This window comes from Neoalteromonas flava, assembly GCF_002807685.1.
Lineage (GTDB): Bacteria > Pseudomonadota > Gammaproteobacteria > Enterobacterales > Alteromonadaceae > Alteromonas_E > Alteromonas_E flava.
The window spans coordinates 124,438-140,032 of record NZ_PEAX01000007.1 but is presented as its reverse complement, the minus strand read 5'-3'; the positions used below and the strand labels follow the sequence as shown (position 1 = coordinate 140,032).

13 protein-coding genes are annotated in these 15,595 nt (G+C 47.1%); 9 read left to right on the top strand and 4 right to left on the bottom strand.

The window, feature by feature from the left end:
* Nucleotides 1–309 precede the first annotated feature (309 nt).
* From CSH92_RS15690 to CSH92_RS15675, 4 genes are all read left to right on the top strand, one after another.
* Nucleotides 310–3,420, top strand: a complete 3,111-nt coding sequence (locus tag CSH92_RS15690) for a glycoside hydrolase family 16 protein (protein ID WP_100658585.1) — start codon at nt 310–312, stop codon at nt 3,418–3,420.
* A gap of 255 nt (nt 3,421–3,675) precedes the next feature.
* Nucleotides 3,676–4,128, top strand: coding sequence for a hypothetical protein (locus CSH92_RS15685; protein WP_100658584.1), 453 nt, complete (start codon nt 3,676–3,678; stop codon nt 4,126–4,128).
* The gene (locus tag CSH92_RS15680; RefSeq protein ID WP_100658583.1) at nt 4,125–5,093 is read left to right on the top strand and encodes a VanZ family protein; all 969 of its coding nucleotides are present in this window, start codon (nt 4,125–4,127) and stop codon (nt 5,091–5,093) included. Before CSH92_RS15685 ends, CSH92_RS15680 begins: the two co-directional genes overlap by 4 nt.
* Nucleotides 5,094–5,109: 16 nt before the next feature.
* Nucleotides 5,110–8,370, top strand: a complete 3,261-nt coding sequence (locus CSH92_RS15675; RefSeq protein ID WP_100658582.1) for a S41 family peptidase — start codon at nt 5,110–5,112, stop codon at nt 8,368–8,370.
* A 42-nt stretch (nt 8,371–8,412) separates the two neighbouring features.
* On the opposite strand, the gene CSH92_RS15670 is transcribed toward CSH92_RS15675, so the two are convergent.
* Nucleotides 8,413–9,954 carry a GAF domain-containing sensor histidine kinase gene (locus CSH92_RS15670; RefSeq protein ID WP_100658581.1) on the bottom strand — a complete coding sequence of 514 codons (1,542 nt, stop codon included), beginning with the start codon at nt 9,952–9,954 and terminating at the stop codon, nt 8,413–8,415.
* Nucleotides 9,955–9,958: 4 nt separating this feature from the next.
* Nucleotides 9,959–10,378 (bottom strand): response regulator, encoded by a 420-nt coding sequence (locus CSH92_RS15665; protein WP_164084771.1) that lies wholly within the window; start codon nt 10,376–10,378, stop codon nt 9,959–9,961.
* Nucleotides 10,379–10,452: 74 nt separating this feature from the next.
* Here CSH92_RS15665 and CSH92_RS15660 point away from each other — a divergent pair, with 74 nt between their 5' ends.
* Nucleotides 10,453–11,046, top strand: coding sequence for a uracil-DNA glycosylase family protein (locus CSH92_RS15660; RefSeq protein ID WP_100658579.1), 594 nt, complete (start codon nt 10,453–10,455; stop codon nt 11,044–11,046).
* Here the strand turns inward: CSH92_RS15660 and CSH92_RS15655 are convergent.
* Nucleotides 11,035–11,379, bottom strand: coding sequence for a MerR family transcriptional regulator (locus CSH92_RS15655; protein WP_100658578.1), 345 nt, complete (start codon nt 11,377–11,379; stop codon nt 11,035–11,037). The two genes, CSH92_RS15660 and CSH92_RS15655, sit on opposite strands and share 12 nt — an antisense overlap.
* A gap of 82 nt (nt 11,380–11,461) precedes the next feature.
* Between CSH92_RS15655 and CSH92_RS15650 the strand changes: the two genes are divergently transcribed.
* Nucleotides 11,462–12,325, top strand: a complete 864-nt coding sequence (locus CSH92_RS15650) for an alpha/beta hydrolase family protein (RefSeq protein WP_100658577.1) — start codon at nt 11,462–11,464, stop codon at nt 12,323–12,325.
* Here the strand turns inward: CSH92_RS15650 and CSH92_RS15645 are convergent.
* On the bottom strand, nt 12,307–12,861 hold the full coding sequence (locus CSH92_RS15645; RefSeq protein WP_240612845.1) for a MarR family winged helix-turn-helix transcriptional regulator: 555 nt from the start codon (nt 12,859–12,861) through the stop codon (nt 12,307–12,309). The genes CSH92_RS15650 and CSH92_RS15645 overlap by 19 nt on opposite strands.
* A gap of 51 nt (nt 12,862–12,912) precedes the next feature.
* Between CSH92_RS15645 and hppD the strand changes: the two genes are divergently transcribed.
* From hppD to CSH92_RS15630, 3 genes are read left to right on the top strand one after another with little or no spacing between them, the layout of a single operon-like run.
* Entirely contained in the window at nt 12,913–14,001 is a 1,089-nt protein-coding gene (gene hppD, locus CSH92_RS15640; RefSeq protein WP_100658576.1) for a 4-hydroxyphenylpyruvate dioxygenase, read from the top strand.
* Between the two features lie 2 nt (nt 14,002–14,003).
* Nucleotides 14,004–14,552, top strand: coding sequence for a VOC family protein (locus tag CSH92_RS15635; RefSeq protein ID WP_100658575.1), 549 nt, complete (start codon nt 14,004–14,006; stop codon nt 14,550–14,552).
* A complete protein-coding gene (locus tag CSH92_RS15630) occupies nt 14,549–15,556 on the top strand; it encodes a fumarylacetoacetate hydrolase family protein (protein WP_100658574.1) in 1,008 nt (335 codons plus the stop codon). Before CSH92_RS15635 ends, CSH92_RS15630 begins: the two co-directional genes overlap by 4 nt.
* Nucleotides 15,557–15,595 lie beyond the last annotated feature (39 nt).

Here is a 15,595-nt window from a genome sequence, read left to right as displayed (position 1 = left end):
TATCGTATTCAAGAATAAGAACTTTCGTTGAGCCCTATGCCAACACCTGACGTTGCCAAAAAGAAACGAAGAGCGCTAAATGACCCTTGTATACGTAAGGATTTCCGAGACTCGCTTCGGATCCTAACCCAAGTAAACGCTAATGGATCTGCTATCTGCCAACTACAGTCCGCTTCACCCCAATGCTGTCCCTTTTGACCGCAAATAGGGAAGTCGGGTATTAACAATTAAATTACATCCTCATATATTGCATGATTAACAAAATCTTTACTTTTGTTGCATGCAAAAACATCGGAAACGAGGATAAAAATGATTAACCGTAGACGAACACTCAAACACGGGTTACTGCTAGCGTTTACAGGACTTGCGATAGCATCCTGTGGGGGCGATAAAGTTGGTGACACCAAGGACTCACCGGTAACTGAGCCGTTCTTCCCCGCCCCTGCTGAAGAGTGGGAGTTGGTGTGGAGCGACGAATTCGATGGCGATAGCTTAAGTGCCGCCAACTGGGTTTATGACCTTGGTGATGGCTCAGATCGTGGACTGGACCGTTGGGGTAACAACGAACAACAGTACTACACTGACCAAAATACCACGGTTTCAGACGGTACCTTAAAGATCACTGCTCGTGCAGAGTCAGTTCAGGATGGTTTCCCGTACACCTCCTCGCGGATCACAACAAAAGGTAAACTCGACTTTACCTATGGTCGCGTAGAAGCCTCAATCAAGACTACTAGTGGACAAGGTCTGTGGGGCGCGTTTTGGATGCTTTCAAGTGACTCACCCTATGGCTCAGATGGTTGGGCTGCTACGGGTGAAATTGACATCATGGAAGCGGCTAATCCAGGAATTGCTGACACTGAGTTTTTAGGCTCAACAATATTCCATGGCTTCCCATGGCCGTTGCAACAAAACATCTCTGAACGTTTCCCTGCTGGCATTGATCCAACCGAATTCAATGAATATGCTGTGGAATGGGAACAGAATGAAATTCGTTTCTTTGTAAATGACGTTCACTTTAAAACGATTACGTCAGATAGTTACTACTCTTATTTTTACAACGACACAGCTGAAACCTATCAGTTAGCAACAGCTGGTGCTCCGTTTGATACCGACTTCCACCTAATTCTTAACATGGCTGTAGGCGGCAACTTAACGGGTAACCTCGTTGATGACGCAGCATTGCCTGGTGAAATGGAAGTTGACTACGTCCGTGTTTATCGGTGTAGCTACAACACAGCAGACGGCAAGGGCTGTAACTCTAACGTTAATCCTGACTTAGAGACTCCAGACCCACTACGCCCAGAAACGGCATCGTTCGATATTTATATTGACGAGCCGGCGACGTACAGCTGGACTATTGCGGGTGAGACCTATGACCGTCCATTGGCGTTAAATTCATTCTGGAACAACGACGGCGCGCTTGCATTTGCTGAAGTAGAAGCAGGTGATCGCGGTACGGTAATTGAAGTTATCACATCCAATAGCGGTAACATTTCAATCAACCCAACGGTCGAGCCAATTGAACTCTTTGGTATGGGTAATAACCCTAACTTCTGGGAACTGCATGCAGGTGAATTACGCTTTGACATTTATGTCAGAAGCGCTGAAGCCGATAGCACCTTCTTCGTGAAGATGGACAGTGGATATCCCGCGTTAGGTCAAGTGGCATTAGATGCTAACAGCTTTGCGCGTGATTCATGGACCACGGTGAGCGTTAAAGTTAATGACTTACTTGCATTCCGCGGTGACGGCTTCATGCCATTGGATACCAGCAGCATTCAAAGCATGTTTGTGTTTGAACCTACCGGCGCAGCCGATGTATTAATTGATAATATTACTTTGTCGTGCGGTAGCCCAGGCGGTTGCGGTATCTCTGCTCCAGTACCACCAGCACCACCGATTGAAGGTCCATTCGCAATGGAAGGTATTTGGGCAGTGGCTCCTGAGGCTGGCTCTTTAGGTGTAGGTCCGGTACCTGGTGATATCTCTTGGTGGGCAATTGATGATGGTGGCGTTGCTGACCGCTCTTGCTTCTACGACGATACTTACGTGTTCAATGAAGACGGCTCGTTCGAAAATATCCTAGGTGACGATACCTGGCTGGAAGAGTGGCAAAGTGGTAATCCTGAAGCGTGTGGTGCGCCAGTTTCCCCGCATGACGGCATGGCTCCAGGCACTTGGGTATACGATGCAGACGCTGGCACATTGACCATCGACGGTTTCGGTTCATATGTCGGTATTCCTAAGGCTGTCAATGCTGGTGAACTGCCTGCGGTTCCAACACCGCCAAATGTAACTTATAACATCGAAGAAGTCGGTAATGATCGCATGATTGTTACGATTGAATCAGGTGCTGGTATTTGGTGGCAATTTGTCATGCAGAAACTGGAAAGCTTCGGCGAACCGGGTCCTGCACCAGAGCGCACTTTTGCTGGTACGTGGCAGGTTGAACCAGCCGCTGGCGCCCTTGGCGTTGGTCCTGCTCGTGGTGACATCTCTTGGTGGGCCATTGATGATGCTGGCGTGACTACGCGTTCTTGCTTCTTCGACGACGACTACGTATTCGACCGTGATGGCACTTTCGACAACGTACTTGGCGATGATACTTGGTTAGAGGCTTGGCAAGGTGTTGCTGGCGAAGAATGTGGCGCGCCAGTTGCTCCGCATGACGGCGGCGCTGATTATACTTGGACATACACCGAAGACACTGAAGATACTGGTACATTGTTGATCGACGGTCTTGGTGGCTATATGGGTATTCCTAAAGCGGTTAATGCCGGTGAACTACCTAACGTAGCGGTTCCACCCAATGTAAGCTACCTAGTAACGTGGGAAAATGACAACACTGTTATCTTGGACATTGAAGCTGGTCCAGACGTTTGGTGGCGCTATCGTATGGTTAAAACCGAGCAGCCTGCACCAGTGGAAACTAGCCCGGTAGTAGGCACTTGGCGCGTAGCTCCAGAAGCTAACTCGCTCGGTGTAGGTCCAGCAATGGGTGATATCAGCTGGTGGGCGATTGACGACGCCGGCGTTACGACTCGAGCCTGCTTCTATGATGACGATTATGTCTTTATGGAAGATGGCACGTTCGATAATCAGTTGGGCGATGACACTTGGTTAGAAGCTTGGCAGGGTGTTGCCGGCGAAGAATGTGGCACGCCGGTAGCCCCACACGATGGCAGCGGTGAATACACTTGGGATCTGGACACGGATGCTGGCACGTTGACCATCAACGGTGTCGGTGGCTACCTTGGCATTCCTAAAGCGGTTAACAATGGAGAGCTTGGTAATGGCGGTACCGTCACAGGTTCAACGACTTATATGGTCGAGTTAACTGAGAATAACACGCGCATGACGGTTGATATTGAAGCCGGCCCAGGTGTGTGGTGGCGCTTCGAAATGGAGAAACAATAAACCGCGCGAAATAGTGCGGGTTATTAAACCCATCTGTTAGTTTTTGCAGTAAAAGCCCTGAACAATTGTTCGGGGCTTTTTATATCTGGAAAACCCTTTACCTAACGAACAACAACCTTGCTATTGTTGGCCTAATACTGATCGGGATAACAGCAAGCACAATAAATATCCTACTTAACGACTGGGCTTTCCGGTTAAACGCAACAAGCAATTAGGTGACTTGATATTTTTTGTTTTTATGTGATTATCTGATACATGCCTACACGCACTGTTATCGCTGAAATTAAACAACGCAATGGGTCTCTCAGGGTTACTCTAGAGGGGCCGATTTTTATTGCAGAATTTAAAGGGGCCTGTACCCCCAAAATTGCCCAAGTTTTCCATCAAGCTGTGCTAGATGCTATTCCACAGTTGCCAGAAAATGGGTGGTGCTACTTAAGTTCATCTGAGGACTACGCCGCTGCATTGCCAGAAGTTGAAGAGAGCTACGCCCAAACTTATCGATTGTGTATGGAAAATGGCTGTATTGTTGAGGCCTACTGCATGCCCTCTGTGGTTGGATTGGCGCAAGTTGACAAAGCGCGCAAAGCTTGTGGAGTTGAATCTCCGATTCAGTCACTGTCGTTTAAGACAATCTCAGATGCTAAGTACTTCCTATTGTCTACTCTTGAGCATATTCAAGCTCGACGCAAAGAAAAGACCGAATGAGCAAAGCCCCATGGTTTGCATTTAGATCCCGCAGGCAAACCTTGTTGTTTCGCTATGCGGTGCTGGCACTGTGTTTTTCACCGTTATTTTTTATTCATCTCGAAAGCTATGGCTCACCATTTATTAATGCCTTGCATAACGGGGCTCATATTGGCGTATTTTTTGTGGTTGGCTGGGCACTCTTGCCTCTTTTCCATGCGCGGATCCGAACCAGAATAGCCATTCTGGTCGTTGCTACTCTGGTAGGCAGCCTACTGATAGAAGGCATCCAAGAAGCTGTAGGTAGAGCGTTTCAATGGATAGACATCTATCGTAACTTTATCGGGCTAGGGTTAGGAATTGCGTTACGAGCCCGCCTCTATGTTGTCGAAAAACATAAAAAAACAATCGCCAATTTGGCTCTTGTTTGTCTCTCAGTAATATTTCTTATCGACCGTGCCACCTTTATAAAGTTGGCTGTAGGGCAGGTGTACTTTAGTCTAAATGCGCCTGTTCTCGCTGAATTTGACTATGCATTTGAACAAGCTAACTGGCGAACATTCGCAACAGCCAAACATATACATCAAGGTGAGCTAATTGTTACCGTAAATGAAGATAGGAGTTATGCAGGCGTCGCATTTACAGACTTTCCGGCAAATTGGAATGAATATTCTGGATTGGTTGTTGAGGTCGACAACCCTAATTCTGCAAATATTTCGCTGACAGTGAAAATTACCGATCGTCAGCACGACGTAGGCGTGCATCATTATGATGAGCGCTACAACGGACATTGGTCGCTGCCTCCAGGCCGCTCAACATTGGAGATCCCAATTGCCGATATCCAATCAGGCCCGAAACATCGGTTGCTCAATATTGGAGCTATCAACCGGATAGATTTCTTTCTGGAACAAGCCGAACTCGGCACGGCATTTAAGCTTGCATCGGTAAAATTACGCACTGACCCGCAAAATGTTAACGTAAATTAACGTACAGAGAATAGCCATGAAATGGAAACTACTTGTTACCTTTACCCTATTAATTCCTGCCCTTGCCAGTGCTTCTGTTGGATATTTTCGCTTCCCAGCTGCGCATCAGCAGCACCTTGCATTCACCGCTGAAGGCGATTTATGGATTGCCCCGTTAAGTGGAGGGGATGCGACTCGCTTAACCTCACATGCGACAGAAGAACACAGTTCGGTGTTTTCACCCGACGGCCAGCAGCTTGCATTTGTGGCTAATTATGACGGTGTGAGTGAAGTTTATGTGATCCCAATTACTGGTGGCCTCGCACAGCGAGTCACCTATGAAAATAGCCGCGTCAGATTACATCAGTGGCACGCTACCTCTGGCATAGTTTATTCGACTGATAGTCGCGTTGGTCCTACCAATAGCTGGGTTTTAAAAACGGTTAATCCAAACCGTTTGCAAACCACAACCATTCCTTTGGCTGACGCAGTAGAAGGTCAAATAGATGCTGGCGGCAATTACATATACTTTACCCAGTTTGGCTTACAGTTGTCAGGCGACAATGCCAACCAATATAACGGTGGAGCACGGGGCGAAATATGGCGTTTCAGGTTGACTGGCAATAGTGAGGCTGAATTACTCACCAGCGGGCATGATGCTTCTGTACGCAACCCCATGATCGCTGCCAATCGCTTGTTCTTCATCAGCAATGCCAGTGGTATTGATAATCTGTGGTCGATGGAGCTAGACGGCAGCAATAAAACACAAATCACCTTTTTCACAGATTTTGCCGTTAAAAGCCCCAGCCTTAACAACGGAGAGATAATTTTTCAACACGGAGCCGCCCTTAAATCTATTGACTTAGCGACTAACTCAATCGCCGCTTTGACATTTAATTTGCGTTCGGATTTGCCCCATTTACGCGAGCGTTGGATCAAAGAGCCATTAAAATACCTAAGTTCAGCCCGTTACACAGGGAAAGACAGAGCCGTTGCTTTGACCGCGCGAGGCCGTGTCGCGATCGCGCATACTTCTGAGCAGCGCTTGATTGAAGTAGCGACACCACCGAACGCTCGTGTGCGTAACGCGATAATTAGTGCAGATGGTCAGTGGGTTTATGCTCTGAGTGACCAAAGCGGTGAACTGGAAATCTGGCGCTATGCCAGTGACGGCTCACCAAACGCTACTCAACTTACCAGCGATGGAAGTGTGTTCCGTTGGAATCTTTACCCATCTCCCGATGGCAAATACCTCGTACATGATGACAAGCGAGGACGAGTGTGGATCCTCGATCTGGAAAACGGGGAAAACCGCCTGATCACTGAGAATGGCTCTGGTTTAACTGAAATCACCTCTGTTGCTTGGTCATCAGATAGTCAACGGTTAGCCTTTACTTTTCCTCAGCAAGGCAAAGAGAGAACCGCTATTCTGCTATATTCCGTGCCTGAGTCGAAGCATGCAATCGTTACCAGCAATAAATACGAATCTTTTGCGCCCGCATTTAGTAATGACGGCCAGTGGCTGTATTTCCTATCGAATAGAGAGTTTGTTGCAACACCCACCGCTCCATGGGGCGATCGCAACATGGGCCCTGTTTTCAACCGTCGGACGCAAATATTTGCTCTAGACTTATTGGGAGATAGTGACTTTGTTTTTACCCCACCCAATGAACTTGCGCAACAATCAACAACGACGACAACCGACCAAGATAACGTTGAAGTATCGCCCCCGAAAGCATCTATCAAATGGGAGGGTCTACAAAGTCGTCTTTGGCAAGTTCCGATTAATGCTGGCAACTATTCAAAACTTAGCGCAAATAAAGATTACTTGTTTTGGCTAGAACGCAGCGCGGATCCGCGCTCTGAGCCCACCCTCAAAGCACTGGCATTGAAGCCTTCTGCTGAGGCCAAAACGGTTACCGAGACTGTAGCGGATTATCAATTAAGTCTCGATGGCAAAACCATGTTAGTGCGAAAATCAGGTGCCAATAACGCGAACCAGTTTATTGTAGATGCTGGAGATAGTTTTCCAAAAGATACAAAAACAACAAAAGTACAAGCTAAACAGTGGCAATTACTCATCAAGCCGCAGCAAGAGTGGCTACAGATGTTTAACGATGCTTGGCTAATGCACCGCGATTCACTTTTTGATGCAAATATGCGCGGCTTGGATTGGCAAGCAACGCGCGAAAAATACTTACCGCTACTGCAAAAAGTTTCAGACCGCCACGAACTCAACGATGTGTTTGCGCAAATGATGGCCGAGCTTAACGCGTTACACTCTCAGGTACGTGGTGGAGATTTAGCGCGAGATCCTAATACGCCAAATGCTGGGGCGCTGGGTGCGGTTTTTGAACAAGCAGCCAGTGGCTTAAAAATCAGTCATATTTATCGGCATGATCCTGAAGTACCGGCGCAAGCTGCACCGCTGAATAAGCCCGGCGTTGACGTCCGGGTCGGAGATGTCGTAACGCATATAAATAGTATTCCTGTTGTGACTCAGGCAGAACTGCTTTCGGCGCTACGCAATCAGGCTGGAAAACAAGTCCGATTGTCTTTGCTACGCGGTAAAGAGCCGATTAACCAAATCGTCAAGCCAGTTACCGCTAGTCAGGACTTCCGCCTCCGTTACCAAGATTGGGTCATAGGCAATGCGACTGCAGTAACGCAAAGCGACCCCTCTATAGGCTACTTGCACCTCTATGCCATGGGAGGCAATGATATCGCCTCATTTGCACGTGAGTTTTATGCGCAATATGAAAAACCAGGATTAATCATTGACGTACGACGCAACCGCGGCGGAAACGTTGATGCCTGGATCTTAGAGAAATTACTCAAACGCACATGGATGTTCTGGGAAACTGCCAATGGTGAGCAATCAACCAATATGCAGCAAAACTTTCGTGGTCATTTAGTGGTGCTCGCTGATGAGTTTACCTATTCAGACGGAGAAACGTTTACTGCGGGCGTCAAGGCTCTCGAGCTAGGGCCAGTTATTGGAAAGCAAACAGCAGGTGCTGGCGTATGGTTGTCAGGGCGTAATCGCTTAGTTGATAACGGCATCGCCAGAGTCGCGGAATATCCTGTTTTCTCTCTACAGGGCGAATGGATTGTCGAAGGCTCTGGGGTCAAGCCTGATATTGAGGTGATCAATTATCCGCATGCTACGTTTAACGGAAAGGATGCACAGCTAGAAGCGGCAATTCAGTATTTGCAGGCCAAACTCGCCGAGGCGCCAATCCCCACACTAAAGGCCAAACCGTTACCCGAGACCGCCGAACCAGCGCGGGCTTTTTAAGCCGCTAACTCTAGGGGAACGGGCGTTCGTTCCCCTGCTCTCTTAGGGTTTTGGCCACTCAATGATAAATTGGCTGCCGCGCGGTAGATTGTCTTCTATATGAATGGTACCCGCGTAGTGCTCGATCATTTTCAATACCATCGACAGGCCTAAACCGCTGCCGGCAACATCGTCTTGAGAACGCAGCTTCTTAAATTTTTCAAACACCTGTTCACGATATTCAGGCGCAATACCCGGACCATCGTCAGCAACGCTTATTGCATAATGAGTTGCGCTCTCGACTACCGACACACTGACCATTCCGATCGCTTTATCATGATGCTTAAGCGCATTTGATAGCAAGTTTGTGAGCACCAATTGGAGAGGAGTCCGCGGTATATTCAAGATGGCTGGTTCAGCCTTAATAGCAAATCCCTCTGGCTTATCTATTAGCGCAACGATATCCTCGACGAAAGGACATAAATCTATTTGCTCAGGTTCATGTTGCTCGCGACCTACTTTGGCATAATTCAACAAGTCGGTTAATAGTTGGTCCATGCGTCGACTGCGCTGTTCAATCATATCTATCTGTTTGATTGTTTCATCGCTCACGTGGCCAAGCGCATCTTCTCTGACCCACTCAATGAGACGTCGAATAGCAGTTAATGGCGCCCGTAAGTCATGTGACGCTACATAAGCAAATTCATCAAGATCTTGATTCGACTTTTCCAATGATTTAATCAGCGCTTCACGTTCGGTAACGTCTCTGGCTACACCTAGAATATAGGGCTCACCATCGTCATCTTTAAAGCGCACTTTGGTGGTAAACAAGGTTCGTGTTACTCCATCCGGACAAGTGATGGTCTCAAACTTTTCGACCTTGCCGGATTCAAGTGCCTGCTTATCATCGGCCAGAAATAACTCAGCTTCTTTAGGGTGATAATCTTCTACGGTTGTGTAACCAATCACCTTTGCTCTTTTATCATCCGGGTACAGCGCCATAAAGGCGGAATTCGCTTGAATAATTTTACAGTCTTTATCTTTTACAAAAATGCAGTCTTGATTGGTTTCGGTGATCAGCAACTGTAATTTTTGCGCGCGCTGTAGTGCCTGATTTGATTTCTGTAACTCAAAGCGAGCGATAACTTCCTGCGCTAATACCTTGAGGTAACGTCGTTGCTTTTCACTCAGCTGATTAGGTTTGGTATCAATGACACACAACGTCCCCAATGCATATCCGGCCGAAGTAATTAACGGCATACCTGCATAGAAACGGATATTCGGCTCTCCAGTGACCAACGGATTATCAAAAAAACGCGGGTCTTCAAGCGCATTGGGAACTTCAAAGATTTGTTGCTGATGAATAGCGTGGGCGCAAAATGCGATATCTTTATCTGTTTCTTTGGCACCTAAACCACAGGCGGATTTAAACCACTGTCGATGGTCATCAACTAGGCTAATGAGCGCTATTGGTACATCGCACAGTTCTGCTGCCATATTGGTAATATCGTCAAGCGCAGCCTCGGGCGGAGAATCCATCACCCGATAAGAATCCAGCGCTTTTAGGCGCTCAGATTCGTTCTTAGTCGGTAGCGGTTTTTGCATTTACCTATCCTACTGAGCCTTCAATAACTGCCGCTAACGTTTCTTCGATCACGCTGAGTTCTGCCCCTTTGACAATAAACCCGCAGACCATAGGTTGCTGCAATATGGCAGTTTGCTCATTAGGGTTTTCTGTTGCCGAGTACATCAAAACCTTACTTTCATGCAGCAAACCTGAATCAAATTTATCCCTAATAGAAATAAGAAACTCCAAGCCACTACAAGTCGGCATATGCATGTCTAAGATGAGCAACCTTGGCACTGCTTCTTGCCGTTGCTCTGCTTTTTCAATGCTTTGCAAGGCCGCTTGCGGTCCATCAGCTTCATTAACATTGTTAAAACCGATACTACGCAATTGACGCTTCAAAATGTAGCGATCAATCTCGCTATCATCGATGATCAGTACCGGTTGATCAAAATTAAGCAAACTTAAAATCCAAATAGATATTTTTAAATCTTATACTAGTTCAAGGCAGAAAAGATTAACAATGGTTCCTCCTATTGAGTGCGAAAAATTCATGTAGTGTCGCGAAGCTTTGCCAGCAAGTGCAGAATTGCACCTTGTGCTCATCCTTGTTACCGCATAAACCGCGCCCCATATTTCTGTTTAACCCAACTGCGAGGATCAATCTGATCAGTCAGGCTCCGGGGCGACTCGCCCACGAAAGCGGAATTGCGTGGAATGATGCTTCAGGCAACCGCTTACGCGACTGGCTAGGCTTAACAACGCACGAATTTTATAATTTGGGGCTTGTTAATGTTTTGCCGATGGGCTTTTGTTTCCCAGGTTATAAAAACGGTGCCGACGCCCCTCCTATTAAGATCTGCGCACCTACTTGGCACCCGGAATTTTTAGCTAAGAGTGCTGCAGTTTTTCACATTTATATCGGTCGCTATGCCCAGCAATACTACTGGCCCAATTATCCGACATTAACCTCAGCAGTAGCAGATTGGCAGACTCTGCTAAAAGAGTCCGCACTCGTTCTTCCACATCCATCGGGACGCAACAATCGTTGGTTGGCCAAACATCCATGGTTTGAACATTCATTATTGCCACAAGTGCGCGAGACTATTAGTCAAATACTAGGCAGATAGTTTATCTAACCAGCGCAGAAGGGTTTGCCTCGAGCGAGCAAGCTCTGCTAGCTTGTCGTCTATTCGAGCCAATTGCTGGGTGATAGCCTGTGTCAACTTCGGGCAACCAGGTATTGGGTTCTGAACAAAGGGAATAGCTGGCTTTATTTCCTGCAACGTAAATCCGACTGACTGTGCTAACTTAATGAAGCGCAACTCTTCTAAAGTCTCTTCCGAATACTCACGATAACCGTTTGCAGCCCGCTTTGGTGCGCTAATGACTCCCAGTTGTTCATAATAGCGCAACGTATCTTTATTAACGCCTGCACGTTTTGCTACTTCGCTCGCCTGCATAGATATCTCACCATTTTCGACTTGACTATGGAGTATACTCCATAGTTTATCCTAGGGAAATCCAACTTTCGGAACGAACACCATGGGATGTAAAATTATCCAAACTCACTATCAAACTGACGACAATTACGCACTTTCAGGCACAGATTATGTGGCTGAGACAGCCTTAGCGCGCATCATCATTGCCAGTGCGACAGGCGTACCGCAAGGTTTCTACCGCAAGTTTGCCGAACATGCAGCTGCGCAGGGATTCACCGTTTCAACCTTTGACTATCGTGGAATTGGCCAATCGGCACCTACTGCCTTACGTAATTTCGAGCTAGATTACCGCGATTGGGCACGGCGCGATTTAAAAGCCGTTATCGACCATCACGGCGTAGGTCAGGTGCCTATTTTTCTTATTGGTCACTCCTATGGCGGCCATGCCATCGGTCTAATCGACAACCACCATAAAGTGCAGGCTGCCTATTGCGTCGGTGTTGGCTCTGGCTGGCATGGCTGGATGCCGACCATGGAGAAATACCGTGTAATGTTTATGTGGAATGTTGTTGCCCCCGTGATAACGCGATTAAAAGGGTATCTCGCTTGGAGTCGACTTGGCATGGGTGAAGATCTACCACTTGGTGTTTACAAACAGTGGAAGCGCTGGTGCAAAAATCCGCATTACTTTTTCGATGATCCGAATTTCCCTGAAGTGCATCAATTATTCGCGCAGGTAAAAATGCCGATTAAAGCCGTAGTAGCAACCGATGATCTTTGGGCTATGCCGCGCTCACGAGATGCATTTTTTAAGCACTTTACTAATGCAACAATTGACCGGATTGATATTGATCCCGCAAGCATCAACATGCCGCAAGTAGGACATATGGGTTATTTTCGAGCTGCTGCAGAACCACTGTGGCATGACATACATGAATACTTCAAAACTCACTTAGACGCAGCATGATCTAGGGTTTCGGCATGAGCGTACAGTCGGTCAATAATGTCACTGAGTTGTTTTTGCTCAGCGTCCGATAAGCAACTCAGCAGCGCTGTTTCATACTGATAGGAAAGCGGCACAATCTCGCGGTAAACCGTCATTCCGGTTGTTGAAAGACGGATTTCAGAACGGCGGCGGTCATCACTGGCAATGCTTCGTTCAATTAAATTGCGCTTGAGCAACTTACTGATGGCACGACTAAGGATAGATTTTTCGAGCTGTGTTTTAACCGAAATTTCGTCGGCAGATATTCCCGGATGCTCACCCAAAACGGCCATAATGCGCCACTCGGTTATCGACAGAGCAAACTTATCTTTGTAGGTGGAGGCTATGATACCACTGACTTTGTTTGACAAAATCGAAAGTCGATATGGCATGAAGCGCTCTAACTTTAGATGTCGCTGCTCGATTGTCATAAATTCTTTACCCTCATCACTGGTCAAAAATCGCTCACACTTGACATTAGTTGCAATGACAACTAATTTAGTTGCATTCACAACCATTACGAATCATCTGAGCGTAATAGTCAACAGTTTCAACAGAGGAAGATTGCAATGGCAGATTTATTTGAAAATCCAATGGGGCTCGACGGCTTTGAGTTTGTAGAGTTTACCGCGCCAGAGAAAGGTATTTTAGAACCCGTTTTCACCGCGATGGGATTTACCAAAGTTGCTGTACATAAATCCAAAGACGTTGCGTTGTGGCGTCAAGGCGACATCAACTTTATCACTAATTACGAAAAGAATAGTCCAGCAGCGTACTATGCCGAAGAGCATGGCCCATCTGCCTGTGGTATGGCTTTTCGCGTAAAAGACGCGCAATTTGCTTACAATGAGGCATTGCGGAAAGGCGCACAGCCGGTTGAATTGTACACCGGTCCAATGGAACTTCGCCTTCCAGCAATCAAAGGCATCGGTGGTGCGGCACTTTACTTGATTGACCGCTATAAAGAAGGCGAAACTATTTACGATATCGATTTTGAATGGATCGAAGGCGTTGATCGTAACCCTGAAGGCTGTGGTTTCCACACCTTAGATCATTTGACGCACAATGTTTATCGTGGTCGCATGGGCTATTGGGCAGATTTCTATACCAATTTGTTTAACTTCCGCGAAATCCGCTATTTTGACATCAAGGGTGAGTACACCGGATTGCTGTCTAAAGCAATGACAGCACCTGATGGTAAGATCCGCATTCCACTAAATGAAGAAGCTGGCGGTGGCGGTGGTGGCCAAATTGAAGAATTCTTGATGGCCTATAACGGTGAAGGTATCCAGCACATTGCTTTTGCTTGTGATGACTTACTTGCTTGTTGGGATCGCCTAAAAGCCCAAGGTATGAAATTTATGACAGCGCCACCAGCGACCTACTATGAAATGCTGGAAGAGCGTTTACCGGGTCACGGCGAGCCAGTTGATGAACTGCGGGCACGCGGGATCCTTTTAGATGGAACAACAGAAGGCGGACAACCGCGACTGCTACTTCAAATCTTTTCTGAAACTATGTTGGGTCCAGTGTTTTTTGAATTCATTCAACGCAAGCAAGACGAAGGTTTCGGTGAGGGTAACTTTAAAGCCTTATTTGAGTCGATTGAGCGCGATCAAGTTGCACGCGGCGTGGTTGGTAGTAAAGAGGAAGCGTAATTATGCAATTATCTCGGATCCACCACGTGGCCTACCGCTGCAATGATGCCAAAGAGACTGTCGAATTTTATCAAAAGATGCTTGATATGGATTTTCAGCTAGCAATTGCAGAAGACCGCGTACCGTCAACCCAAGCGCCAGATCCCTATATGCATGTCTTTTTAGATGCTGGTAATGGTAACGTCTTAGCGTTTTTTGAGTTACCCAACTCTCCACAGATGGGGCGAGATGGTAATACTCCAGAGTGGGTGCAACACATCGCTTTTGAAGTTGAGAGTATGGACGATTTATTAGCCGCTAAAGCACGTTTAGAAGCCGCGGACATTAAAGTGTTGGGGCCAACTGATCACGGTATATTTAAGTCGATTTATTTTTTCGATCCAAACGGACATCGTATTGAGTTAGCGGCGAATACCCATACACCAGAAATGATGCAAGAACTCAAACGCGTAGCCCCTGCCATGCTAGAAGAATGGGCGCAGACGAAAAAAGCGCCAAAGCATGCTGAGTGGTTACACAACGGACAAGGTTTTCCAGGAGCAAAAGCATGAAGTTAGCAAGTATTAAATCCGGGCGCGACGGCCAACTCGTCATCGTGAATTCAGATCTAACCAAGATGACCACTGCCCAAGGCATTGCTTCCACATTGCAATTCGCTTTGGATAACTGGGATGAAGTGGCCCCGCAGCTTGAGCAACGATTTGCGGCGTTAGAGTCAGGTGAAATTGCTGGCGAAGCCTTTGATCAAACTCAATGCGCATCTCCGCTACCCCGCGCTTTTCAGTGGGCAGATGGTAGCGCCTATGTCAATCACGTAGAGCTCGTGCGGAAAGCACGTAATGCGGAAATGCCTGAGAGTTTTTGGACTGATCCTTTGATGTATCAAGGCGGCTCCGACAGTTTCTTAGGGCCTCGTGATGACATTGTAATGCCGCAAGACGATGGTTTTGGTATCGATTTTGAAGCCGAAGTCGCGGTTGTTACTGGCGATGTGCCAATGGGCGTAAGTGCTGAAGAAGCACTGCAACACGTGCGCTTGGTAATGATCGTTAATGACGTATCATTACGTGGTTTAATCCCTGGCGAGTTAGCCAAGGGCTTTGGCTTTTTCCAATCAAAGCCCTCAAGTGCTTTCAGCCCTGTGTGCGTAACGCCAGAGCAATTAGGTGACAAATGGAACAACGGAAAACTTGAATTACCGTTAGTTTCGCACCTTAACAATAGCATGTTCGGTAAACCGCATGCCGGTATCGATATGACCTTTAACTTTGGTCAACTGATTGCCCATGCAGCCAAAACTCGTCCGTTAGCAGCCGGCACGATTATCGGTTCTGGTACAGTCTCAAATAAATTAGACGGTGGTCCAGGCAAGCCCGTCAGTGAAGGCGGTGTTGGTTACAGTTGTATTGCGGAGATTCGCATGATCGAAACCATTCAAAATGGCAAACCAAGCACACCATTTATGCAGTTTGGTGATCATGTGACTATCGAAATGTTCGATGCTGATGGCCAATCCATTTTTGGACAAATCGCGCAAACCGTAGTTAAACAGTAAAAGGGCGGTTAAGAACTCTCATAAAGCCTGTCTGATGGT